Source organism: Bacillota bacterium, from assembly GCA_040757085.1.
Lineage (GTDB): Bacteria > Bacillota > Sulfobacillia > JACIYH01 > JACIYH01 > JACIYH01.
This window is the reverse complement of the sequence record JBFLXJ010000032.1, coordinates 1-22,856: the sequence shown is the minus strand read 5'-3', so window position 1 is coordinate 22,856 and position 22,856 is coordinate 1. Positions and strand designations below refer to the sequence as shown.

At 65.6% G+C, this 22,856-nt stretch carries 22 protein-coding genes and 1 riboswitch; of the genes, 12 read left to right on the top strand and 10 right to left on the bottom strand.

The genetic code is table 11. The features are described from left to right. Positions 1-47: 47 nt before the first annotated feature. On the top strand, positions 48-731 hold the full coding sequence (locus tag AB1446_12335) for a class I SAM-dependent methyltransferase (protein MEW6547681.1): 684 nt from the start codon (positions 48-50) through the stop codon (positions 729-731). 99 nt (positions 732-830) lie between these two features. On the opposite strand, the gene AB1446_12330 is transcribed toward AB1446_12335, so the two are convergent. The 4 genes from AB1446_12330 to AB1446_12315 all read right to left on the bottom strand — a co-directional run bounded on the left by AB1446_12330 (position 831) and on the right by AB1446_12315 (position 5,953). Continuing rightward, entirely contained in the window at positions 831-2,543 is a 1,713-nt protein-coding gene (locus AB1446_12330) for a S8 family serine peptidase (GenBank protein MEW6547680.1), read from the bottom strand. Positions 2,544-2,934: 391 nt separating this feature from the next. Then, entirely contained in the window at positions 2,935-4,548 is a 1,614-nt protein-coding gene (locus tag AB1446_12325; GenBank protein ID MEW6547679.1) for a (Fe-S)-binding protein, read from the bottom strand. Positions 4,549-4,551: 3 nt separating this feature from the next. Continuing rightward, a complete protein-coding gene (locus AB1446_12320; GenBank protein MEW6547678.1) occupies positions 4,552-5,466 on the bottom strand; it encodes a respiratory nitrate reductase subunit gamma in 915 nt (304 codons plus the stop codon). A gap of 142 nt (positions 5,467-5,608) precedes the next feature. Continuing rightward, a complete protein-coding gene (locus tag AB1446_12315) occupies positions 5,609-5,953 on the bottom strand; it encodes a TusE/DsrC/DsvC family sulfur relay protein (GenBank protein MEW6547677.1) in 345 nt (114 codons plus the stop codon). A 347-nt stretch (positions 5,954-6,300) separates the two neighbouring features. Between AB1446_12315 and AB1446_12310 the strand changes: the two genes are divergently transcribed. After that, positions 6,301-6,720 carry a MerR family transcriptional regulator gene (locus tag AB1446_12310; protein ID MEW6547676.1) on the top strand — a complete coding sequence of 140 codons (420 nt, stop codon included), beginning with the start codon at positions 6,301-6,303 and terminating at the stop codon, positions 6,718-6,720. Here the strand turns inward: AB1446_12310 and AB1446_12305 are convergent. Next, positions 6,713-7,147: a divergent PAP2 family protein gene (locus tag AB1446_12305; protein MEW6547675.1), complete on the bottom strand. Its 435-nt coding sequence runs from the start codon at positions 7,145-7,147 to the stop codon at positions 6,713-6,715. The two genes, AB1446_12310 and AB1446_12305, sit on opposite strands and share 8 nt — an antisense overlap. Positions 7,148-7,313: 166 nt before the next feature. Beyond that, positions 7,314-7,518: riboswitch (cobalamin riboswitch) on the top strand. Positions 7,519-7,692: 174 nt separating this feature from the next. Here AB1446_12305 and AB1446_12300 point away from each other — a divergent pair. The 10 genes from AB1446_12300 to AB1446_12255 all read left to right on the top strand — a co-directional run bounded on the left by AB1446_12300 (position 7,693) and on the right by AB1446_12255 (position 18,204). Continuing rightward, positions 7,693-8,661 (top strand): cobalamin-binding protein, encoded by a 969-nt coding sequence (locus AB1446_12300; protein MEW6547674.1) that lies wholly within the window; start codon positions 7,693-7,695, stop codon positions 8,659-8,661. A 39-nt stretch (positions 8,662-8,700) separates the two neighbouring features. Continuing rightward, entirely contained in the window at positions 8,701-9,777 is a 1,077-nt protein-coding gene (locus AB1446_12295) for an iron ABC transporter permease (protein MEW6547673.1), read from the top strand. Next, the gene (cobU, locus tag AB1446_12290) at positions 9,774-11,237 is read left to right on the top strand and encodes a bifunctional adenosylcobinamide kinase/adenosylcobinamide-phosphate guanylyltransferase (GenBank protein MEW6547672.1); all 1,464 of its coding nucleotides are present in this window, start codon (positions 9,774-9,776) and stop codon (positions 11,235-11,237) included. Before AB1446_12295 ends, cobU begins: the two co-directional genes overlap by 4 nt. Before the next feature lies 1 nt (position 11,238). After that, positions 11,239-11,784: an ECF transporter S component gene (locus tag AB1446_12285; protein ID MEW6547671.1), complete on the top strand. Its 546-nt coding sequence runs from the start codon at positions 11,239-11,241 to the stop codon at positions 11,782-11,784. After that, on the top strand, positions 11,781-12,566 hold the full coding sequence (locus tag AB1446_12280) for an AIR synthase related protein (protein ID MEW6547670.1): 786 nt from the start codon (positions 11,781-11,783) through the stop codon (positions 12,564-12,566). Before AB1446_12285 ends, AB1446_12280 begins: the two co-directional genes overlap by 4 nt. 8 nt (positions 12,567-12,574) lie before the next feature. Further along, a complete protein-coding gene (gene cbiB / locus AB1446_12275; protein MEW6547669.1) occupies positions 12,575-13,621 on the top strand; it encodes an adenosylcobinamide-phosphate synthase CbiB in 1,047 nt (348 codons plus the stop codon). Next, positions 13,609-14,394, top strand: a complete 786-nt coding sequence (gene cobS / locus AB1446_12270; protein ID MEW6547668.1) for an adenosylcobinamide-GDP ribazoletransferase — start codon at positions 13,609-13,611, stop codon at positions 14,392-14,394. The genes cbiB and cobS overlap by 13 nt, the downstream gene beginning before the upstream one ends. 65 nt (positions 14,395-14,459) lie before the next feature. Further along, positions 14,460-15,545 (top strand): hypothetical protein, encoded by a 1,086-nt coding sequence (locus AB1446_12265; protein MEW6547667.1) that lies wholly within the window; start codon positions 14,460-14,462, stop codon positions 15,543-15,545. Then, entirely contained in the window at positions 15,461-16,561 is a 1,101-nt protein-coding gene (gene cobD, locus AB1446_12260; protein MEW6547666.1) for a threonine-phosphate decarboxylase CobD, read from the top strand. The genes AB1446_12265 and cobD overlap by 85 nt, the downstream gene beginning before the upstream one ends. Beyond that, positions 16,558-18,204 carry a cobyric acid synthase gene (locus tag AB1446_12255; GenBank protein ID MEW6547665.1) on the top strand — a complete coding sequence of 549 codons (1,647 nt, stop codon included), beginning with the start codon at positions 16,558-16,560 and terminating at the stop codon, positions 18,202-18,204. The genes cobD and AB1446_12255 overlap by 4 nt, the downstream gene beginning before the upstream one ends. Here the strand turns inward: AB1446_12255 and AB1446_12250 are convergent. The 5 genes from AB1446_12250 to AB1446_12230 all read right to left on the bottom strand — a co-directional run. Next, entirely contained in the window at positions 18,181-18,969 is a 789-nt protein-coding gene (locus AB1446_12250; protein ID MEW6547664.1) for a gamma-glutamyl-gamma-aminobutyrate hydrolase family protein, read from the bottom strand. The two genes, AB1446_12255 and AB1446_12250, sit on opposite strands and share 24 nt — an antisense overlap. Next, positions 18,966-20,060 carry an ABC transporter ATP-binding protein gene (locus AB1446_12245; protein MEW6547663.1) on the bottom strand — a complete coding sequence of 365 codons (1,095 nt, stop codon included), beginning with the start codon at positions 20,058-20,060 and terminating at the stop codon, positions 18,966-18,968. The genes AB1446_12250 and AB1446_12245 overlap by 4 nt, the downstream gene beginning before the upstream one ends. Before the next feature lie 88 nt (positions 20,061-20,148). Further along, positions 20,149-21,228, bottom strand: coding sequence for an ABC transporter ATP-binding protein (locus AB1446_12240; protein ID MEW6547662.1), 1,080 nt, complete (start codon positions 21,226-21,228; stop codon positions 20,149-20,151). Positions 21,229-21,230: 2 nt separating this feature from the next. Then, entirely contained in the window at positions 21,231-22,154 is a 924-nt protein-coding gene (locus AB1446_12235) for an ABC transporter permease (GenBank protein MEW6547661.1), read from the bottom strand. Positions 22,155-22,169: 15 nt separating this feature from the next. Further along, on the bottom strand, positions 22,170-22,856 hold a 687-nt coding region (locus AB1446_12230; protein ID MEW6547660.1), incomplete at its 5' end, for an ABC transporter permease.

The following is a 22,856-nucleotide window of genomic DNA, read 5'->3' as shown; positions in this document are numbered from 1 at the left end:
GCCTGGCCGCTGACAGCCGCATCAGGGGCTCTATGGCCGGAGGGCACATGGGCGAGCGATGCCGCCACACCGAAGAACTTTTCGACCGTTGGGCGGCCTCCTACGGGCAGTCGCCGGGCGAGGAGGGCCTGTTCACGGGCTACCGCCATTCGCTGGAACAGACGGCTGCCCTGGCATGTGTCACCGCCGGGATGAAGGTGCTCGACATCGGCATCGGCACCGGCGCCCTGGCCGAGAGAGTGGCTGGCGAAGGCGTGCAGGTCTGGGGCATCGACATCTCGTCCCGGATGCTAGAGCGCTGCCGGGCCCGGCACCCCGCATTTCATCTTCAGCGAGGCCATTTCCTGGATATACCCTTCGCCGACGGATTCTTCGACCTGGTGGTGTCATCCTTCGCCTTTCACCATCTCATGCCCGGGGAGTACGAGAAGGCATTGGCTGAAGCGCTCAGGGTGGTTATCCCCGGAGGGCGGTTTGTGATTACGGACATCATGTTCGCGAGCGAAGAGGAGCGCGAGAACGCGCGGCGCCGCCTGGCCGCTTGGTGGGACGGCGAAGAAGTCTATCCCCTGGTACCGGCGGTCACCGCGGCAGCAATGCGGGCAGGTGCCACCAGGGTGGAATCTCACCGGTTGGGCTGGCTTCACTGGGCCGTGACCGGCAACAAACCGGAGACGCGGAGAGGGGACGGAGGAGCACCCCGCCCCCCAAGGGCAGTAACTGTTTCTTGAAACGCCCCGATCCTTTAAAGCAGGATCACACGGGCGCATCCCGGGACCGGGATGCGCCCGTGCATACTCTGTCAGCCGTTGGCCCGGCCTGGACCTCCCCTATTTCCAGCTCACGTTGAACCAGTAACTGCCCGACCCCAGGAAGGAATACACCTTGATCCGGTAAGTCCCGGTAGTCGCGGGCTGGTAAAGGATCTGCTCCTGCCGCTTGGTGCCTGTGGAAGAAGCCACCAGAGTTCCCGCGGGATCGTACAGGTAGACATCGAAGTCTCTGTTCACCGCCCAGTCGACGATAACCAGCGTAATGCCGACCGGCCGGGAGGCATCGGTGACGTCGAACTGCCACCAGTCAGCATCGCGCCTGCCGGAAAGATATCCGGAAGCGTAACCAAAGCTGAGGCCATCGCTCCAGGTACCCGAGTACCCGCCCGCCTGCTTGATCGCATTGTAGCAGAGGCTGATGCCGTAACCGAAGTCGATGTCCTTGCCCGAAGGGCCGAAGTCCTTAACGTTGGTGCCGTTGTACAGGATTTCCTTCACCTGGGCGTCCGTGAGGCCGTAGTTGGCGTCCAGCATCAAGGCCACCACGCCGGCCAGGAAGGGCGTGGCCATGGAGGTGCCGCTGTAGGTGACGTAACCGTTGCCGGAGTTCGCCTGCGCAGCCGTTATATAACGTCCGGGCGTGCAGATGTCGGGCTTCGTGCGGCCATCCGCCGTGGGGCCGCGGCTGGAGAACTCAGCCAGCACCCACCCCTTCTCCCCGGGATCGTACAGCGCACCAACGGTGATGGCATCCGCTGCGGCGGCAGGAGATCCGATGGTGTACGTGGCCGGCCCGGAATTCCCCGCCGCCACCGCCATGACGATACCGTTGCTCACGGCGTTGTTGACGGCCAGGGACAGTGAGTCGGTACCATCGGACGACCCACTGGAACCCAGACTCATGTTACCGACGCGGATGCCGTACGTGCTCTTGTTGGCGATCATCCAGTCGATGCCAGCGATGACCCCGCTGGTAGTGCCACTACCGTTGGCGTCCAACACCTTGATGCCTACCAGGGCAGCCCCCGGTGCCACACCACGGTACGCGGAGTTGCCTTCGCCGGTGCCCGCAGCGATGCTGGCCACGTGGGTACCGTGGCCATGATCATCGTAGGGGCTGGTCAGGCCATTGATCACGTCGTACCAGCCAATGACCTTGCCCCCGTCCAGGTCGACGTGGGTGGCATCTATACCGGTGTCGAGGATGGCGATCACCACGTCGTTCTTCGAGTACGAGGCCGGATTGCCATCCCGGTCACCAGTCACCCCGAAGTCGGCCCAAGCCTGCCTGACGCCCGTCCAGTAGGTCGCTTTATCCAGCAAAGCGTGGACCTCACGGTCCAGGTCGATACGCGCCACGACCGGGTTACGAGCCAGTGCCTGGATCTGGCCACGGGTCAGCGCAGCGGCAAAACCGTTGAGGGCATGTTTCCACTGCATCCTCACCTGAAACCCGCCGGCGGTTTCCCTAACCCGAGCCATCACACCTTCCTCCGGAGCCTCCCTGAGCACCACTACCACCGGGACACCTTCGCCGGCACCGACCCCCTTGAGGTGTTCATCGAGGTCGTCTGCCAGACCGTTCCCGTCCCGGTCACCCAGAAAAGGTAACGGGACCTCCTCTCCCGGTACCTTCGCCCCGGGCGCCTGGACCGGGACTGCCGCGTCTCCAATCGGTGCTGCCGGCACCAGGCTCCCTCTGGCGGCCACCGGCACGGCCAGCACGAGCGCACACGCCAGGGACACCAACAACAACGCCAGCCTGCGCATGGGTTCACCTCCCTGCCATGTTCTCCCACTCCTGTAATTATACTACACGTACAGCCCAATTTCCTTTTTCCACCGGAACCGGGGAGTCCAGGTAGGCCATGACGTCGCGCAGCACGGGCACCCCGCTGACCCCCTGCCGCCAGGACAGGCTCTGCAACTTGTTCGCCATCGCTTTTGTTGCCGAATCCGCGCAACCGGCCCACACCCGCACGTAAAGGGACCCTGGGGCCGCCGGTCGGGGATGGCCCGCCCTTGCAGCAGTTGCATAATGTCATCCTGCGCAGTGCCCGCGTGCCCAGGGGGGCCGCAGTCGCCGTCCCTACGAGGAAAACCGGGCCAGGGGCATACGCCTACCGGCCGGAAGGCGCGCCCCGTGGTAGTAGGCCTGCGATTACAGCTGGTCGGCGTCGAAGCTGATGAACGGCTTCTCGAAGTCGGTCATGGCGTTGACGATCAACTCTGCCAGACCACCGTAATAGATGCCGCACTTGCGGGTGGCGTCGAAGTAATCGAGCAGGCCCCGCAACTGGCCCTTGCAGTTGGAACAGGGGGCGCAAACGTACTTCGGGATCGAAGGATCCAACTCTCCGGCGAACGCCTCCAGTATCTGCTTGAACTTCATCCTCCCGGCAACCCCGCTGCGCCAGTCGGGGAAGTTCACGCCGTCCATGATGGCAAAGCCGCTCCCCCCACCGCAGCAGTAGTTCTGGACGCCGTTGGGGCTCATCTCCCTGAAGCGGGGAGCGATCTTGCGCAGTATCCTCCGCTGGGGCTCCACTATCCCCATCAGCCTGACAATGTTGCAGGGGTCGTGCAGGGTGACCGGGAAATCGTTGCGCCGGGGATCCAGCTTGAGCCTGCCGCTCGACACAATGTGATCGAGCAGGGTCAGGCAACTCTCCCGGGGGATATTCATTTCCCCGGCCAGCAAGCGGTCTGCCACCACCGTGAGGGCCTTGTGGGCGTGGCCGCACTCGCCGATCACGATCTTCTTGACCCTGAGCTTTCTGGCCACCTCGGCATGCTTGCGGGCAATGCGGGCGAACTGAACATCGTCGTACCATACCCCGTAGTTGACGGCGTCATAGCCCATCAGTTCGCTGGACAGGGTATAGCTGATCCCCGCCTTCTCCAGGATGATGGCAAAGGCCTCCGGATTCTCGGGCCAGGACAGGAACTCCCCGGCATTGTGAATGAGCAGGAGGTCCGCGCCCTCCCGGTCGACGGGCCAATCGAACTTCATGCCCGTCTTCTCCTCCACCTCCTCCTCCATCAGCTCAATGCTGTCCAGGAGGGCGGCGGGGGTCATGCCGGTGCTGGACCCCGTCTTCAGTTGCTGCACGGTGCCCAGCTTGTGCAGTTCCACGGGAGCCAAACCCATCTCCTGGCTGAACACCTTGCGGATCTCCCTGGTGAGCAGGGCGTTTCCGATGCCGATGGGACAAACCTGAGCACACCTGCGGCAAAGCGTGCACCTGTATGCCAGTTCACCCAGGCGCGCCACGGTATGCCAGTTGAGATCGATGTCTGCCCCCTGGAAGGCACCCCAGATCCTCCCGCCCGGCATAACGTATTTCTTGATTATCCTTCTCAGCAGCTCGGAGCGGAAGGTGGGACGATAAATTTCCTTCCTCCCGCTGGCGACGAAGATGGGACACGCCTCTGCACAGGTCTGGCATTTGGCGCAGTAATCCAACCTGAGCATGAGGGGGCCCAGGAAGGTCCAGTTGTCGTCCCGGGAAAGCAGCCTCCTGACGCCTGCCAGAAAACTGCGCACCAGTTTCTCCTCCTCCTGCCGGCTCTGGGGACGCGGCAGGCGGAGGGCGGTGAAGCCATCGAGGGAGTCATCCAGCCTCTGCCTCTGGCTTTCGGTCAGCGACCGCAAGGGTGGCTGAGCGTCGGGCCTATCGTACGGATGGGGAAGGGGCACGAACTCTGCAGGATCAAGCCGTACAAGCTGGCCATCCGTGTTGCCGATATCGCGGAGGGTGATGGGTTTTGGCATGGTTCATTCCACCTCGCCGGTGACTTCCGCCCAGGTCTTTTTCTCTTGCGGGTTGCTTATGTGGGGCGCGGACCATCCCAACGGCCTGCTCAGGACGTCAGCAATGCTCTTTTCGTAACCGGAACCGAGGTTGGGCCTGTCGTCCCAGCGCACCAGGTGGTAGGTGAACCATTTTCCGATGAAGTGGGTCATGTGGGTGAAAGGCAGGTATATCAGGAACACCGACAGAAGGGACATTTCCACCAGGACGGCCGGGTGGGCACGTGCTACCGGCGCAAAAATGAGCAGGTCCCGGACGAACGCCCGGGCCAGGGCAAAGGAACGGTCCACGAATAGCCAGGTAAGAAACCAGGTCAGCGCCAGGGCCAGGATCAGGCTCACGTTAAAGTAGTCGGCAGGCGCGCTGTAGGATCGCAACGTGGGGTCGCCCAGCCGCCTGGCCAGCACCCCCAGGCCGCCCACAATGACCATCACCATGCCGGCCGGGCCCGCAGCGAGAGATAGATAGTAGAGGGCAGTGAGCACTCCGCCCGAGTCGGCGGTCACCTGCCCCCCTGCCGCCTGGACGGCCCCTCCCGCCAGGAGTAAGACCAGGAAGATGGCCACAAGGTAGATGCCCAGGTGGAACGGATAGGAGACGACCCACATCTTACGATTGTGGTGCCATAGCCCCGCATGTAGAAATATCTCCGAAAGCATGACCCGGAGCTCACCCACAAAGGACGTCTTGCGAGGATGCGTCCACCAGTCCGGTTCCTCGAAGTAGGAGCCTCCGTAAGGCTTCCCCACTTCGTGGGGAACCGGGTACAGCTCCCAGCGCAGGTGCATGGGCGCCCGGGCATACCTGAGCGTCCTTGCCGCCAGACCGACCACCAGGACCAGGAGCGAGACGTAGCACAACCACTGGACAATAGACAAACCCGTACACCCCCGGCTTAAAGTTGCGTCAGGACCCGCCGGACCGCTCCCGGAATGCCGGCAGCACTGTCCTCTCAAGGCTCAGCCCGCAAACCGGGCCACCTCGGAGGCCAGATGCCTTCCCTTCCCCTACGCCCTGGTATCAGGCAGGGTCAGCGCCGCATCCCAGGTAACCGAGTTCGGGAAACCATCTCACGCCCGCGACCTTGCAAGCAGTCTGAACCGGGCGCTGCGGGAACAGTTCCGAGAGGGTCACAAGGCTCATCCCGGTCACCCGGCAGATGTCCTTAACCCAGGGCGGCGACCCGAACATGGCCACGTGCTGGCGGACGTAGTAAAGGACCCTCCAGTGCTCCTCACTCAGCTCCGGGATTCCCTCGATCCTTGCCAGTTCCCGGGCTACGGCTTCGTCCCATTCTTCCGGATTGACCAGGAAGCCGTGTTCGTCCAGCCGCAACGTTGCCAGGGGACGGTCGATCAGCCGCACGATTTCCCCCTCCCTTGCCCACGGTTGCACCGCTGCAGCGATCGGGGCACAACCTCGCGCCCTTGACCTCTTGCAAGAGAACAACCGGCAGCTTGCACACTCATATCATACCAGCTAAGCCTGGCGTGCACAAGATACCTGCACCACTAAGGCTGAGGTATCTGACCACAACGGGCAGAGATAGGCCCCAGGTGGCGCCCCAGATCGGCTCTGCCGCGAGGGTGTATCAAACCTACTGGCAGCACGTTTCATTGACACTCGACAGCGGCTGGACTACCATGATGCTGAAAAATCGGGAATCCGGTAGGCTGCCGGGTCCCTACTTCTCTCCCCTGGGGAAGTGAGCTATGGCAGAGCAACGTGACCCAACCAGGCCGCTGTATACCATAAGCATTGTGGCAGAAATGCTCGGCCTCCACCCCGAAAGCCTCCGGGAATGGGAACGGCGCGGTTTCGTCAAACCCGCCCGTCGCAGTGGGCAACGGCTGTACTCCGATGACGACCTTCAGCGCCTCAGATTCATCCAGAACCTCACGGCCCAGGGGCTGAACCTGGCCGGGGTCGCTCACATCCTGGGCCTTTACCCGTGCTGGTTTTTCACTGGCTGTCCCAGTTGCATGAAACGTACGGACCGGATAGGGTGCGCCAAGCCCTGCTGGAGGGAAGAAGGCACGTACTGTACGGTGGCGCTGGACGAGCAGCCCCCTTGCGAAACCTGCCCGTATCGACCCCAGGAGTACTGCGAAAACAGGCCATCGCTCAGGTAACAATGATCGCTATGGCAGCGCCAAGGGCAACTCCGGCCAGGGCTTCAACGGGACTGTGCCCGAGCAGTTCGCGCAGCCTGGCCTGATGGATGCTGCGGTTGTGGTAGAAGTCATCGATGATTTTGTTCAGGACTTCCGCCTGGCGGCCTACGGCCTGCCGTACTCCCGTTGCGTCATACACCACGATAGAGGCGAAAACCAGGGCCACCGCGAAGAGCGGGCTCTCCCACCCCACCATGCGCCCTGTGGCCGTAGCCAGGGCCGACACGAACGCCGTGTGGGAACTGGGCATACCCCCCGCCCCCACCAGGCGGGCAAGGTCGAAGCGACGTTCCCGGACCAGCACCACCAAGAACTTCAGGATCTGAGCAACAACCCAGGCGATTACACTAGCACCCAGTACAACGTTTGACAGCAGAGCCGACAATGAGATCTCACTCCCTGCCTCGCCTCTGACCGCAACACCTCTCAGGCACCCACCTTACCGAACCTTTGCCGTCCCGTCAAGCTTTGGGCCCATGCCCCTGCAGGACGGTGAACCTGGGCCGGCAAATCTTGTCTCGGGCGACGGGACATGGTACAATCCTGCTACCAACCGAATATGCCGTGCGGGTGCCCCCTCACCGGGGTAATAGGGAATCAGGTGCAAGTCCTGAGCGGTCCCGCCACTGTAACCGGGTAGCCGTTGGCAACGATGCCACTGCTCTCTCACATCCATCTGACCTGAAAGGGAGAGTGGGAAGGCGCCACCGGCGATGATCCGGAGCCAGGAAACCTGCCCGCGCGGCGGTGTGCGGCGACCTTCGAGGGAAGGGGGCGAGCACCGTGGCGAGAAGGTACATCCTTCCGACGCTATCCACGTGACCCCGGCCCCGGAGGCCGGGGTCACGGCCTTTCCCCGGCCCACGGCACACTCACTGTATGCCCTGAAAGGAGGATCCCGCTGTGATTCGCTACAGAAGGTCTGGCACCGTGAGGACAACGCGGGGTACGGCTGGCTCGGTACGCTTCCGCGCCATCGTACTGTTGGCGGTGGCCCTGGTGGCCCTGGCAGCCGCCGGGTGCGCCGAGAAGAAGCCCCAGGTGGGGTTGACGCAGCCGGCGCCATTCCCCCTCACCGTAACTGACGGTACCGGGCGCCAGGTGACTATCCCCGCCCAACCCCAGAAGATCGTCTCCCTGTCTCCGTCCTGCACGGAGATCCTCTTCGCCCTAGGGCTGGGCAGCAAAGTGGTTGGCGTGGACAAGTTCAGCAATTACCCTCCCGAGGCCCAGAAAGTTGAAAAGGTGGGAGGGTTCTCCGATCCCAGCGTGGAGAAAATCGCTGCCCTGAAGCCGGATCTGATCCTGGGGACCGGTATGCACAAGAAGGTGCTGCCCCAACTGGAATCCCTGGGGATCCCCGTGGTGTTGCTCGAACCGAGGAACGTAGAGGGAGTGCTGGCCGACATCGGGACGGTGGGGCGGCTGACCGGCGTCCCCGAGGCAGCAGAAAAAGTGGTTGCCGACGTCCGCAACCGCATAGACCGGGTGAAAGCCAAGGTGGATACCGTCCCCAGAGAGCAGAGGCCCTGGGTATATTACGAGGTCTACTCGGAACCCATCATGACGGTGGGACCCAACACCCTCATCCACCAGCTCATCGAACTGGCCGGGGGGCGGAACATAGCTTACGACGCCCAAACTGACTACCCCGAGTTCAGCGCCGAGGCCGTCATCCAGCGCAACCCAGCGGTCATCATATTCCCGAGCTTCCATGGCTCCGCCTCGCTCACGGTTGACAAGCTCAAGGCACGTCCGGGGTGGGCCGCGATCGCAGCCGTGAAGGACGGGCGGGTACACCCCATCGACGCCGACATCATCTCCCGGCCTGGGCCGCGCATCGCCGACGCCGTGGAAGAGCTGGCCCGGCTGATCCTACCCGACCTCTTCCCCCGGTAAACGGTAGCTGCAGTGGGGCCTGGGGCTGCAACCGGTACCATGGGTGCAATATGGCGCAGGCGCAGGATACTCCTCGCGGCGTTGACGGTGACCGCCGTCGTGACGCTGGTAGCAGGGGTAGGTACGGGGGCCGTACCGGTATCCCCCGGCCGCATCTTCCACGTCCTGCGCATGGGCCCCGGCACCGGCCTCCTGGAGCAAACCATCATCTGGCAACTGCGGCTGCCCAGGGTGCTCCTGGCAGGCCTGACCGGTGGCTGCCTGGGGATAGCAGGCGCCCTCTTTCAGGCCCTGTTCCGCAATCCCCTTGCAGATCCCTACCTGATCGGAGCCTCGTCGGGAGCATCCCTGGGTGCCGTGCTCGCCATAGTTCTCTCCCTGGAACTGCGTCTGTTCGGCCTGGGGGCAGTGCCCGTGCTGGCCTTTATCGGCTCCACGGCCACCGTGCTGCTCGTGTACCACCTGGCGCGGGAACGGGGATACGTTTCCGTGCTCACCCTGGTACTTGCCGGGGTGGCGGTAAGCTCCTTCCTCTCCGCAGTGGTTTCCCTGCTCACCTACCTCAGCGCCGACGAGCGCCTGCACCAGATCGTGTTCTGGCTGATGGGCGGCTTCGGCGGAGCCACCTGGAAAAGTGTCCACCTGGCCCTGCCTTACTTCGCCGCAGGGATGCTGGCATCCCTGGCCTGTGCCCGCGACCTCAACTCGCTGCTGCTGGGGGAGGAAACCGCCCACCACCTGGGGGTAGAGGTGGAACGCACCAAGAAGGTGGTGCTGGCCACCGCCTCCCTGCTGACGGGTGTGGCGGTGGCATCGGGCGGAGTGATCGGGTTCGTGGGCCTGGTGGTACCCCACCTGGTGCGCATCGCCGGGGGTCCCGACCACCGCTTCGTGATCCCCGCCGCCGCCCTGGGGGGTGCCTGCGTGCTCATGCTGGCCGATTCGGTGGCGCGCACGGTGCTCGCCCCTGCCGAACTACCGGTGGGCCTGGTAACGGCCATGACGGGAGCACCGTTCTTCATCTATGTGTTGCGCCACCGAAAGCGCCTCCGCTTTTTCAGCCCACCGACAGCGCCAGACCTGCCACAAAGAAGCACCGGGACGGATCGGGGGTGAAGGCCACGGGCAGCGCACAGATCATAGTGCACGACCTGGAATTCCGTTACGATTCCCACCCCGTGCTACGGGACATCACGCTTCAGGTGAGGCGCGGCGATATGGTGGCCATCGTAGGGCCCAATGGCGCAGGCAAATCCACCCTGCTGAGGTGCCTCACCCGCAGTCTACGACCGCAACGGGGAGCAGTACTGATCGACGGCGTGAACCTGGGCCGCCTGCCGGCCCGGCAGATCGCCCGCCAGGTGGGAGCAGTCCCCCAGATGCACACCCCCGAATTCGAGTTCACCGTGGAAGAACTGGTGGCTATGGGGCGCCACCCCCACCTGCGTCCTTTTGCGAACCTGAGCAACCGTGACCTGGCAGTGGTGCGGCAGGCAATGGCTCTGGCCGCCGTGGAGTCGCTCGCCCCCAGACCCGTATCTGCCCTGAGCGGCGGTGAGCAGCAGCGCGTGGCCATCGCCCGCGCCCTGGCCCAGGAGCCGGAGATCCTGCTGCTCGACGAGCCCACCGCGCACCTGGACATCGCCTACCAGGTCGAAATCCTGGAGATCTTGCGCCGCCTCAACCGGGAACGACAGGTGACGGTGCTGGCAGCCATCCACGACCTCAACCTCGCCGCCCAGTATTTCCGCCGTTTCATCCTCGTGGCCGGCGGTCGCATCCTGGCTGCGGGCACGGCGGAGCAGGTCCTCCAGCCGCCCCTCCTGCGCCAGGCCTACGGCGTGGACGTGATCCTCACCAGGCACCCCTTGCTGGGATGCCCGGTGGTGCTGCCCGTGCGCGACGGGGCGGGCGCGGGTGACGGCGAAAGCAGAAACACCAGCGATCGACCCGGGATCGGAACCGGGGATGCCCCGACAGCCGACGATTCCGGCAAAGACAGGCTGGTGGTGCTCGTCACCGGAGGGGCGCGGAGCGGAAAGAGCACCTTTGCGGAGCAGCTGGCCGCTCATACCGGCAAGAAGGTAGTGTACGTGGCTACGTGCGCCCCGCAGGACGAGGAAATGCGCGCGCGCGTCGCCGAGCACCGGCGCCGCCGTGCCCCTACCTGGGTCACCCTGGAAGAACCACTCTACCCGGGTGCCGCCATGGCACCCCGGGACACCGCCGATACCTGCTTCATCGTGGATTGCCTCACCCTGCTGGTCTCCAATCACCTGTTGCGCCACGCCGGATGCAATGGCGAAAGCCTGAACAAAGCCGGCCACGCCGCCGCCACGGTGCACCAGCAGGTGCATGAAGAGGTGTATCGAGAAGTGGCCGCCCTGGCTACGGTCATCCGCAACCTCCAGGCTGATTGCATCCTCGTCACCAACGAAACGGGGATGGGACTGGTCCCCGAATGGCCGCTGGGAAGGGTCTTCCGGGACGTGGCCGGGCGGGTTAACCAGCTGTTTGCTTCTCTGGCAGACAGGGTGTACCTCATGGTCTGCGGCATTCCAGTACAGGTCAAGTGAGGTGAAGGACGTGCGAACCGTTCGAACCCTGACCCGGGTGGCCATTCTCATCGGCCTCAGCGCTGCAGGGGCCTGCATAAAGGTGCCAGCCCTCACGGGGACACCTGCCCTGGACTCCGCCCCGGGATACTTCGCCGCCCTGGCCCTCGGGGCGACCGAAGGGGCAATGGTGGCCGCCGCCGGGCACCTGCTCACCGCACTCACCGCCGGGTTCCCCCTCTCCGTGCCCATCCACCTGCTCATCGCCGGCGGGATGGCTGGCTGCGCCTGGGCCGTGGCCATTTGCCGGGCGAGGAAGGGACCCTGGTGGGCGTTTGCCGTCGGAGTGTTCCTCAACGGGATGGTGTTCCCCGCCGCCTTCGTGCCCATCCCCGGATTCGGTCCGGCCTTCTTCACGGTCATGCTGGTGCCTCTCCTGGTCGCATCCGCCCTCAACCTGGGCCTGGCGGTGGTGGTGTATGAAGCGGCCGTGCGGGCCCGCCTCGGCTGGGCAGTACCGGGCCCCGCTGAAGCTACCCGTGCAGGCAGGGAGGGCAGGACATCTTGACTGCCACCTTGCCTGCGGCACTCCCCGCCGTCACCGCTGTGGACGACGTGATGGTGATCCACCTCGGATGCGAACACACCCTGGCGGTTGCGTGCGATTCATGTGCCGGGATAGGCGATCGCGCGGGGGATCGGGTGATCGTTTCTCCATACGTCGTCGGCCGCTTCACCTGCCGGGTTCCCCTGCTGGAGCTGCTCGCCGTCGGCGCCCAACCCTTCCTGGTGGTGGCTACCCTGGGTGTGGAACCATATCCCACCGGGCAAGCGCTGCTCGAGGGGGTACGGGAGGAAGCATCCCTCGCGGGCGTTCCACCCGCGAACCTGCTCATCAGCACGGAAAAAAACATCCCCACCGGGCAGACGGCAGTGGGCGTCACGATCCTGGGCCGTATCACCGGTGCCGGGTTGCGGTGCGGACGGGCCCGCCCCGGCGACCTTGTGCTGGCGGTGGGCGTACCCAAAGTGGGGAACGAGGTGGGGCTAGATGATCCCGAAATCGCCGACATCCCCACCTTGCTGCTGGCCACGGAATTCCCTGCCGTGGGGGACCTCATCCCTGTGGGATCGGAAGGGATCGCCCGGGAAGCACGCAAACTGGCCCGGCGCGCCGGGTTGCACTTCGCCCCGGGAGGGCACGGAGTGAACATGGACAAGTCCGCCGGCCCGTCGACGTGCTTCCTGGCAACGGTCCCCCCTGCCCACCTCGACGAGTTTTACCGCCACATGTATCCCAGCACCCGTCCCTGCTACCCCGTGGGGCGGCTCAGTCCACCATGCCCATGAGCCAGGCGGTGTGGTTGAAGGTAGCGCTGGCGTTCATACTGGATCTGGCCCTGGGTGACCCCCGGTGGCTGCCCCATCCCGTGGTGGCCATGGGTAGGATGACCGCGTGGCTGGAACGAACCCTGCGGCGCCCTCGCCACCCACCCTCCGTCCAAAAGGCGGCCGGGGCGCTCCTGGTGACCGCCGTGGTGGGGCTCTCGGGGCTCTTCGGCCTGGCCGCCATCACTGCCGCAACCGCGGTGCATCCCCTGGCCGCACTGGCGGCAGAGGTGCTGCTCATCTACACCACCCTGGCCTCCAGGAGCCTGGCGGACCACCTGATGCCTGTCCATGCCGCCTTGGTCCGGCGCGACCTGCCCGCAGCCCGCCAAGCGGTATCCCTTGTGGTGGGCCGCGACACGGCCAGCCTCGATGAATCCGAAGTGTGCCGGGCCGCGGTGGAAACCGCAGCGGAAAGTGCTTGCGACGGCATCGTGGCGCCGCTGTTCTATGCCTTTTTGGGGGGGGCACCGCTGGCCCTGGCCTACCGGGCGGTGAACACCCTGGATTCGATGCTGGGATACCGGGACGAGCGTTATCGCCACTTCGGCTGGGCCGCCGCCCGCCTGGATGATCTGGCCAACCTGCTGCCTGCCCGGCTCACCGCTATCCTCCTGGCAGTTGCCGGAGCCCTGCTCGGATACGACGGGCGGCGTGCCCTCCGCACGGTTAAACGCGACGCCCGGCGCCACCCCAGCCCGAACAGCGGCTACCCGGAGGCAGCCATGGCAGGCCTGCTGGGGGTGCGCCTGGGCGGATTGAACTACTACCGGGGCATGCCATCGTTTCGGCCTTACCTGGGCGAAAGCGCACACCCCCTGGAGCCGGGGCACCTGCCCGCCGCCCTTGCTATCGTGCGACTGGCCGCCTGGCTTGCCCTGATCTGCGGGATAGTTCTTTCGCTGGGAATCGCGCTGGCCATGGCTTCCGGAGTCAGTACTTGCCCCAGTGCCGGGGCGCATTTGACCTGCGGCCCGGTCCCGGTGCTACGGGAGGTCTTGCTGTGCGCCGTCTGAGGACTGCCCTGTCTATCCTGACCATCCTCCCCGTTGGGGCAACCTCCGCCGCGGGCAAAGCGCCGTCCCCGCGGGAACTGCCCTCCCCCGGTGAACTGGCCGCCTCCGTCCCCTTCTTCCCGGTAGTGGGAGCTCTCCTTGGCGCGGTGCTGGCTATCGCCAATCACTTCCTCAGTCATGTGTTGTCGGGCCAGGTAACCGCTGCGCTCCTCCTCGCCATGGCGTGGTTACTCAGCGGGGGAATCCACCTTGACGGCCTGGCGGACACCACGGACGGCCTCGCCAGCCGCGCCCCTGCGGACCGGGCCCTCGAGATCATGCGCGACCCCCGGGTGGGAGCGGTGGGGGCAGCTGCCACCTTTCTGACGATCCTGCTCAAATTCTCGTCTCTCGCCGCACTCAGCGCGGGCTTTCGAACCCCGGTGCTCTTCGTCATGCCCGTGCTAGGGCGCCAGGCCATGGCTACGGTCATGCCTTTCTACCCGTACCCCCGCCAGGTCCCCGGCCTCGCTTCGCCGTTTGCGCGAAGGGTGCCGCGCCGTCACGCCGCTGCTGCACTGGGCTTCACCACGCTCCTGCTCGCGGCAACCTGCCTCGCCTACCCGCAGCAGGTCCTGCCGCTTGCGGGCGCGGCGGTGTCAGCTCTGGCGGGAAGCTGGGTCGCGGCTGACCGCGTAGCCAGGCGCCTGGGGGGACTCACCGGAGACGTCTACGGTGCCGTGTGCGAACTGGCCGAGTGCATATTTCTTCTGACCGTGTGCGCGCTCGCATGACACGACTCCCAAATGCGGACGCCTGCGGCCGCGCTTCCAACTGCCCGGGGATCGGAGGGGTCACCATGCCGGTGGACGCTGGTGCCCGGATACTCGTAGGCACTGCTCGGGCTCCTCTCACCTGCGGGGAACTGGTGCAGGGTTCCCTGGCAGGACGCGATTTCCTCATATCGTGCCCCATCCCGGCGTACTCTCGGGCCCGAGTTTGGCTCGAACCGGGAGATCCCGGCGAAACGGCAGTAGTGACGCTCCACCGCTATCCTGCCGGGGCAATTGCCAGCGTGCCGGCGATGTACCGGTTGCGGAGCTTCGCCGCCCCGCCGCATTCGCCCCTAACAGACCCGCAGCCGACAGGCCTGGGGCAGAAGGCCGTACGCGCCCTGGAGGTAACCCTCCTCACCCTGGGGCAGTGGGTCCGCCGGGCGGTGATAGAGATTACCACCCCGGGGCCTGCCGGCAAGGGCCTGGGAACCAGCACGGCAGACATCCTGGCCACCGCCCAGGCCACGGCCGCGGCCCTGGGCCGGCGCCTGGGACCCGTAGAGCTCGCCCGCATCGCCCTGACCATTGAGCCCAGCGACAGTACCATGTTCCCCGGCCTGGCCATGCTTGACCACCGGCGCGGCACCCTGATGAAAGTACTGGGCCCGCCGCCCCCTCTGGCACTCGTCATGCTGGACCTGGGGGGATGCGTGGACACGGAGCAGTTCAACCGCAGGCCCGACCTTGACGCGGCCAACCGGGAGAAGGAGCCCCGGGTGAGGGAGGCCCTGCGCCTGGTTTACCGCGGCATTAGGGAGCACGACCCCGCACTCGTCGCCCGGGGAGCTACCCTGAGTGCGCTGGCCCATCAGGCCGTATTGCCCAAGCCCGGACTGCCCGAACTGGTGGAGCAGGTGTGCGCCCGGGGCGGCCTGGGAGTGGTCAACACCCACAGCGGCACCGTTCTGGGGGTGCTGGCGGCACCCTCCGCGCGGACGATAGGCCGTCTTGCGCATTTTCTCACCGGTTGGCCGGGTGCTACCCTTGTGGGCGTCACACGCGTAACAGGAGGCGGAGTTGCGACATGGAACACGGGGGCCGGATATGGGAAGCTGCCCGCAACCTCGGGGCCGACCCGCACAAGATTCTGGACTTCAGCGCCAACCTGAATCCCTTCGGCCCCCCTGCGGCAGTGATCGCCCTCCTGCGAGAACGCCTGGGGGACGTCGCCCACTACCCCGAACCTCGGGGAGGCGGGCTGAAAAGGGCTCTCGCCGACCACCTGGGCATTTCGCCCGACCGCCTGGTGGTGGGAAACGGTGCCGCTGAACTCATCTGGTGCTTTTGCAGGGTCGTCTCACCACGCACCGTCCTCATCCCATCTCCCACTTTCACGGAGTACGCACGGGCGGTACGGGCCTGCGGGGGTGAGGTACACCACCTCCCCATGAACCCGGAGATCTTCCGGTTCCCCCTTGAGCAACTGCTGGCTGCCCTCCGCAGCGGCTGCCGCTACGACCTGGTGGTGGTGTGCAACCCCAATAACCCCACGGGAACCCTGGCAGCCACCGAGGAACTGGATGCCCTCCTCGCCGCCGTCCGGGGAACCGACACCTGGGTGCTGGTGGACGAATCGTTCCTGGGATTCCTGCCCGAACCCGGGGCTGCGTCCGTGCGCCGGTTACCTCTCGCCCGGCACGCCCGGCTGGCCGTACTGGACTCCTTCACCAAACTGTATTGCCTGCCCGGCCTGCGCCTGGGCTACCTCACCGGACCTCCCGACCTGGTAAGCAAGATCGAAGAGACCCGCGACCCCTGGAGCGTGAGCGTCCTGGCCCAGGCGGCCGGCCTGCAATGCCTCAGGGAGCAAGAATACCTGGCCCGTACCCGGGCGTCTCTGCCCCTGTTCCGCACCGCCCTGAGCGAGGAACTGTCCAGAATCCCCGGCCTGCGCGTCCTCCCTTCGACCGCCAACTTCCTGCTATTGCGCCTTCGGGTCTGCATCCAGGGCCGCGCAGGTCCCGCCCGCGTGGCCGCCTCCCAGCTGGCCAAGCGGCTCATCCTGGTGCGGGAGTGCTCGGATTTCGCCGGTCTGGAAGACGGTAGCTACCTCCGGGTGGCAGTGCGCTTGCCGCAGGAAAATGCCCGCCTGATCAGCGCCCTCCGAGAGGTGATCTCATCATGAGCGGTAAGGCCATCATGATCCAGGGAACGGCTTCCCACGTGGGAAAGAGCGTGCTGGTCACCGCGCTCTGTCGCATATTCCATCAGGACGGCCTGCGGGTGGCCCCCTTCAAGGCTCAGAACATGTCCCTGAACTCATACGTGACCCCGGACGGAAAGGAAATCGCGCGGGCGCAGGCGGTGCAAGCCGAAGCTGCGGGCATACCGGCGGAGGCGATCATGAATCCCATCCTTCTGAAACCGACCGCTGACTCCCGTTCCCAGGTGGTAGTGCTGGGGCGACCGCTCACAGACGCGGAGGCACGCGAATACCGGGAGCGCCACATCCCGGCGCTGGCGAAGGTGGTGGAGGAAAGCCTCAGGCAACTTCTCGACCGCTTCGACGTGGTGGTGATAGAGGGAGCAGGTAGCCCGGCCGAGGTCAACCTGCGCGACCGCGACCTGGCCAACATGCACGTGGCAGCCCTGGCCAACGCGCCCGTGTTGCTGGTGGCCGACATCGACCGCGGGGGCATGCTCGCCGCCGTGGTCGGAACCCTCGCCCTCCTTGCCCCCGACGAACGAGAGAGAATAGCCGGCCTGGTGGTCAACAAGTTTCGCGGTGATCCCGAACTGCTCCGCCCGGGCCTGGAATTCCTCACCCGCCACACGGGCCGACCCGTGCTGGGTGTTCTCCCCTACCTTCCCGGCCCCCTGGTGGACGAGGAAGATTCCGTCTCCCTGGAAAGCAGGCACACCAGGGCATCGGTGCTGAGTAGCACGTCCGGGACGACCGCAGACGCCGTGCGTGCGACAATGTCAGAAGCAGCGCCCGTGGTATCCGTGTTGCGCCTCCCACACATCGCCAATTTCACTGACTTCGCCCCTCTGGAAGCCGATCCCGGGGTAACGGTGCGCTATGTATCCCCAGGCCGGCCCGTCGGCCCCGCGGACGCCGTGATCATACCGGGCACCAAGAACACCCGGGCGGACCTGCGCTGGTTGAAGGAACACGGATACCACCGGGAGATCCGCGCCCTGCTCCGGCAGGGCAAACCGGTGCTGGGTATCTGCGGGGGATATCAGATGCTGGGCCTCGCTGTGGCCGATCCCCTGGGAGTGGAAGGCCCCCCGGGGGAGGAGGAGGGCCTGGGACTCCTGGACGTATGCACCGTATTCCTGCCGGACAAGGAAACCCACCTGGTGGAAGCGGAAGCGACGAGCAGGGTGGGCTTTCTGGAGGAACTTTCCTGCCCGACCCTGCGCGGTTACGAGGTACACATGGGTGCAACCGTCAGGCTTGACGCCGCCAGGCCCTGGCTCCGCCTCACCCGGCGCGGCAACCGGGCGGTGGATATAGCCGAGGGGGCAGTCGACCCGTCCGGCCTCGTCTTCGGCACCTACCTGCACGACATCTTCCGAAACGACCATCTGCGCAGAGCATTCGTCACCTGGCTGCGCCGCCGCTCGGGGCTTCCCTCCTTCCGGTTCAGCCCCCCACTACCCTCCCCGCCCCGCAACCCGATAGGAGCCGTTCCGCCCCAGGGTCACATCCAGGCACCGGAGAATGCGCCCGGGGAACGGTACGACGAACTGGCCCGCATCGTCCGGTCCCACCTGGACATGGGTTTCATTTACGACTTACTTAACAGGCCCGCCCACTGACCCGCTCAGGCGGAGGCGGTTGCGGGCGGCGTCCACCAGGCTGCGGAAAATGGCGAGCATCTGGGGCCGATCGAGCATCCGCTCGGGATGGAACTGCAGGCCCACGATCCAGCTGTCTTCGCCCTCCACGGTGGCGTCGGCTTCGATGGCCTCGATCACCCCATCGGGGGCGCAGGCAGCCACCCGGAATCCCGGCGCCACCTGGCGGACCGCCTGGCGGTGGAAGGAATTGACTGCCAGTTCCCCGCCGGCCGGCCACACCAGCAGCCTGGCCAGCAACGTGTCTTCATGTATCACGACGGTGTGCGAAGGAACCTCACCAGCCTGAGGCCACTGCTGGTGGTTGAGGGCACCCGGGCACTCGGCCGCCAGAGCCCGGTAGGTGCTCCCACCGTAAACCTCGTTTATCATCTGCATGCCCCGGCAGATCCCCAGGATGGGAAGGCCGCGGGCACGCGCCGCCCTTATGTACGCACTATCGGATTCGTAGCGCCGGGCATTTATCTCCCGCAGTCCGGGCAGCAGGGGTTGCTGCAGCAGGCGGTCGGGCAGGCGGCTACCCCCGGTGACCAGCAACCCGTGCAGGCGGGACACCAGCCCGAACGTATCCTCTTCGTTCAGCACCGGCAACAGCACCGGCCATCCCCCTGCCAGTTCCACCGCCCGCACGTACTCCTGGCGGACGTGGTACAGCGCCGCACCAGGCTGCAGGCTGTCCTCATCGCCCCAGTCCGACGATACAGTCACGCCGATCAGTGGCTTCAAGGCTGCTCCCTCCTGCGGGACGATGCAAGTTCAACGCCCCAATCGGCCTCGCCGTCCTCACCGCCAAATGAGGCAAGGGCTCGCTGCTCCGGCTCAGCCCCGGAAGGCCCGTAAAGGTGACAGGCCACCTGGTGGCTGGCAGGCCCCCGTCCCCTTACGGAGACCAGGGGCGGCACGTTGGTTTCGCACCCGGGCTGGCGGTACGGGCAGCGGGTGTGAAACCTGCATCCGGAGGGCGGATCGATGGGTGTGGGCACCGTCCCTTCCAGGATGATCCGCTGCCGGCGGTGCCTTCGCTCCACACTGGGAATGGCAGAAAGCAGGGCCTGCGTGTACGGGTGGAGAGGATTACCGAACAACTCCCCGGTGGGGGCGGTCTCCACCACCTTCCCCAGGTACATGACCGCCACCCGGTGACTGACGTGGAACACCACGCTCAGGTCGTGGGCGATGAACAGGTAGGCGAGGCCCAGCTCAGCCTGCAACTCCTGCAAGAGGTTGACTATCTGGGCCTGCACGGAAACGTCCAGCGAAGAGAGGGGTTCGTCGGCCACTACAAAGCGGGGATGCATCGCCAGGGCCCGGGCCACTCCGATGCGCTGGCGTTGGCCCCCGCTGAACTGGTGCGGGTACTGGTCGATGTGACGCTCATTGAGCCCCACCCGGCGCAAGAGGGCGACCGTCTCCGCCTCCCGGTCGGCCAGGGGAACCCCGCGCTGGGCCAGGGCTACTCCTATGATCTGACGCACTGTGTGGCGGGGGTTGAGGGAACTGTACGGATTCTGAAAGATGATCTGGGCTTCCCGACGCAGCACCCGCGGGTTCAAACTGCCTCGGCCCCAGAGCGGCTTGCCCGCGAACCAGACCTGGCCGGCGGTGGGCCGGTACAGCCCCACCACGGTCCGCCCCAGGGTGCTCTTGCCACACCCCGACTCTCCCACCAGGCCCAGGGTCTCCCCCGGATAGACCTCCAGGTCGACGTCGTCCACGGCGCGCACGGTTCTGTCCCGGGCCCCGGCCAGCAGGCGGGCCAGCACGGTCGACCTCAGGGGAAAGTGCTTGGTCAGGCCCTCTGTCCGTACCAGGGGCAGGCCGTCGCCATGGGAGGGCAGCAGACGGCCGTCCCTGACGGGGTCGCTCGCCCGCGTCGGGACCCGGCCATCGGGCGGGTGGTTGGCCTCAGATACCGGCAACTGCCACACCCCCCTCTGCATGCCTCAGGCAACGTACCACTCTCCCCTTCTCCACCGCCACCAGAGGGGGTGATGTCTGCTCGCAGACGCTCAGGCGCTGATCGCAACGGGGGAAGAAGCTGCACCCGGGTCCCAGGCGAGCCAGGTCGGGCACCACCCCGGGGATGGGAACCAGCCGTCGCCTTTCCGTCAACCTGGGGATTGACCGCAACAGCCCCCGTGTGTACGGGTGCGCGGGGTCTTCCAGCACGGCCTCCGCACTTCCCCACTCCACGATCTGCCCGGCATACATGACCGCGATCTCGTGGCAGAACTCCGCTGCCACCGCCAGATCGTGGGTCACCAGGATGATGGCCGTGCCCCGCTCCTCGTTGATCCGCCGCATGAGGTCCAGGATCTGGGCCTGGATGGTTACGTCCAGGGCGGTTGTGGGTTCGTCCGCCAGCAGCAGGAGCGGCCGGCACGCAAGGGCGATGGCGATGAGCACCCGCTGCTGCATGCCCCCGCTGAACTGGTGGGGGTATTCCAGGTGGCGTGTCTCCGGGGATGGGATTCCCACCTCCCTCATCAGGGCCAGCACCATTTCCCGTTCCCGCCGCCGGTGGTTCCCGAACAGGTTGCGCGGGAATCCAGGGAGGAGCCCGTGTACCCGCAAGGACTCGGCTATCTGATCCCCCACCCGGTAGGCGGGGTTGAGCGTGGACATGGGATCCTGGAACACCATGGCGATGTCTTTGCCGCGGATGGCCCGCATCTGGGCAGGAGTCTTCCTGAGCAGGTCCTCACCCCGGAACCGGACCTCTCCCGCTACCACCTTGCCGGGGTAGGGAACCAGGCGCAGGATGGAAAGCAGGGTGGCGCTCTTACCGCACCCGGACTCTCCCACCAGCCCCAGGATGCCCCCCCTGGCTAACCGCAGGGAGACGTCTCGAACCGCCTGTACCTTCCCCTTTTCGGTGGGGTAGATGGTGGACAGCCCGCGTACGTCGAGAAGGGCATCACCGTGGCAAACGCCGACGGTCGAATCGGGGCAATAGCCGGCACCGGCGCGGGAATCGATGCCCATGTTCAATCCACCTTCAGCCGGGGATCCAGCAGGTCGCGAAGGGCCTCCCCCAGCAGGTTTATGGACAGCACCAGGATGACCAGGGCCAGGCCGGGCAGGGTGGACACCCACCATGCCGTCATCATGTAACGGTGGCCGTCGTTGACCATGGATCCCCAGGCGGGGATCCGGGGCGGAATCCCCAGACCCAGGAAGCTCAGGGAGGATTCCATGACGATCATGTTACCCATGCGCAATGTCCCCAGCACCAGGATGGAGTGGATGATATTGGGCAAGATCTCCGATACGATGATGGCCACGTGGGAACGGCCCAGGGCGCGGGCGGCCTCCACGTACTCCCTGGTCTTCTCGGACATTACCTCGGCCCGGGCCAGGCGGTAGAACTCCACCCACCCCTTGAAACTCAGGGCCCAGATCAGGTTCCAGAACCCCGGACCAATCATCGCCATGGCACCGATGGCGAAGATGAGGTAGGGAAAGGCCAGCAGCAGGTCGGCAAAGCGGGACAGCACTTCATCGAAGGGCCCCCGGAAGTACCCGGCCACCGTGCCCAGCCCCGTACCCACCACCACCGAAATCACGATGGTGAGCAGCCCCACCAGCAGCGACACCCGGGCCCCGTAGATGATACGGGAGAGGATATCCCGGCCCAACTGGTCGGTACCCAGGGGAAACTCGCCCGTCCAGGTGGGGGGCTGCAGGCGCTGACCGAGCTGGACCTTGTCGGGGGCGTGGGGGGCGACCCAGGGGGCCAAGATGGCGGCAGCCACGTATGCGAGTATCACGATGGCACCGACAACGGCACTGGGGTGGCGGACGAGCTTCCGCAAGAAGGCCCCCAGGTTACGCAGCCACAATCCCACCTGCAGGCGGGCCAGCTCCCAGGTACTACGATGGTGTACGGCTGCAGCCGGTGACTCCTGCAACGTGTGCCCCCCCACTCACAGGGTGATCTTGGGGTTGAGGTAAGTGTACAGCACGTCGGTGGCCAGGTTAACCACCACGAAGGTGAGGGCGTACACCATCACGGATCCCTGCACCAGGGGATAGTCCCGGGCGAAAATGGCATCCACCACCAGCCGGCCCAGACCCGGCCAGCCGAATATGGTCTCCACGATCATGTTGCCGCCCAGCAGGGTTCCCACCTGCAACCCAACGACCGTCACCGTGGGGATGAGGGCGTTGCGCAGGGCGTGACGTATGATCACCGCCCGTTCTGCCACCCCCTTGGCCCGGGCCAAAAGCACGTAATCGGTGCGCAGGACCTCCAACATGCTCGATCGCACTACCCGGGCCACCACCGCCGCCACCCCCGCACCCAGGGTAACCGAGGGCAGCACCAGGTGCCTCAGTGCATCCCTGAGCCCAGGCAGGTTGGCGGTGAGCAGGGCATCCAGCACGAACAGTCCCGTGATGGTCTGGGGCTGCAAGCCGTAGGTGATGCGGCCCGAGGTGGGAAACCACCCCAGGTGCAGGGAGAAGATGATGATGGCGATGAGCCCCAGCCAGAAGGCGGGCATGGAGATGCCCAGGAAAGCACCCGCCATGCTCACCCGGTCCAGCACGGAATACTGACGCACGGCGGAGACCACCCCGATGGGCAGAGCCACCACCAGGGCAAAAAGCAG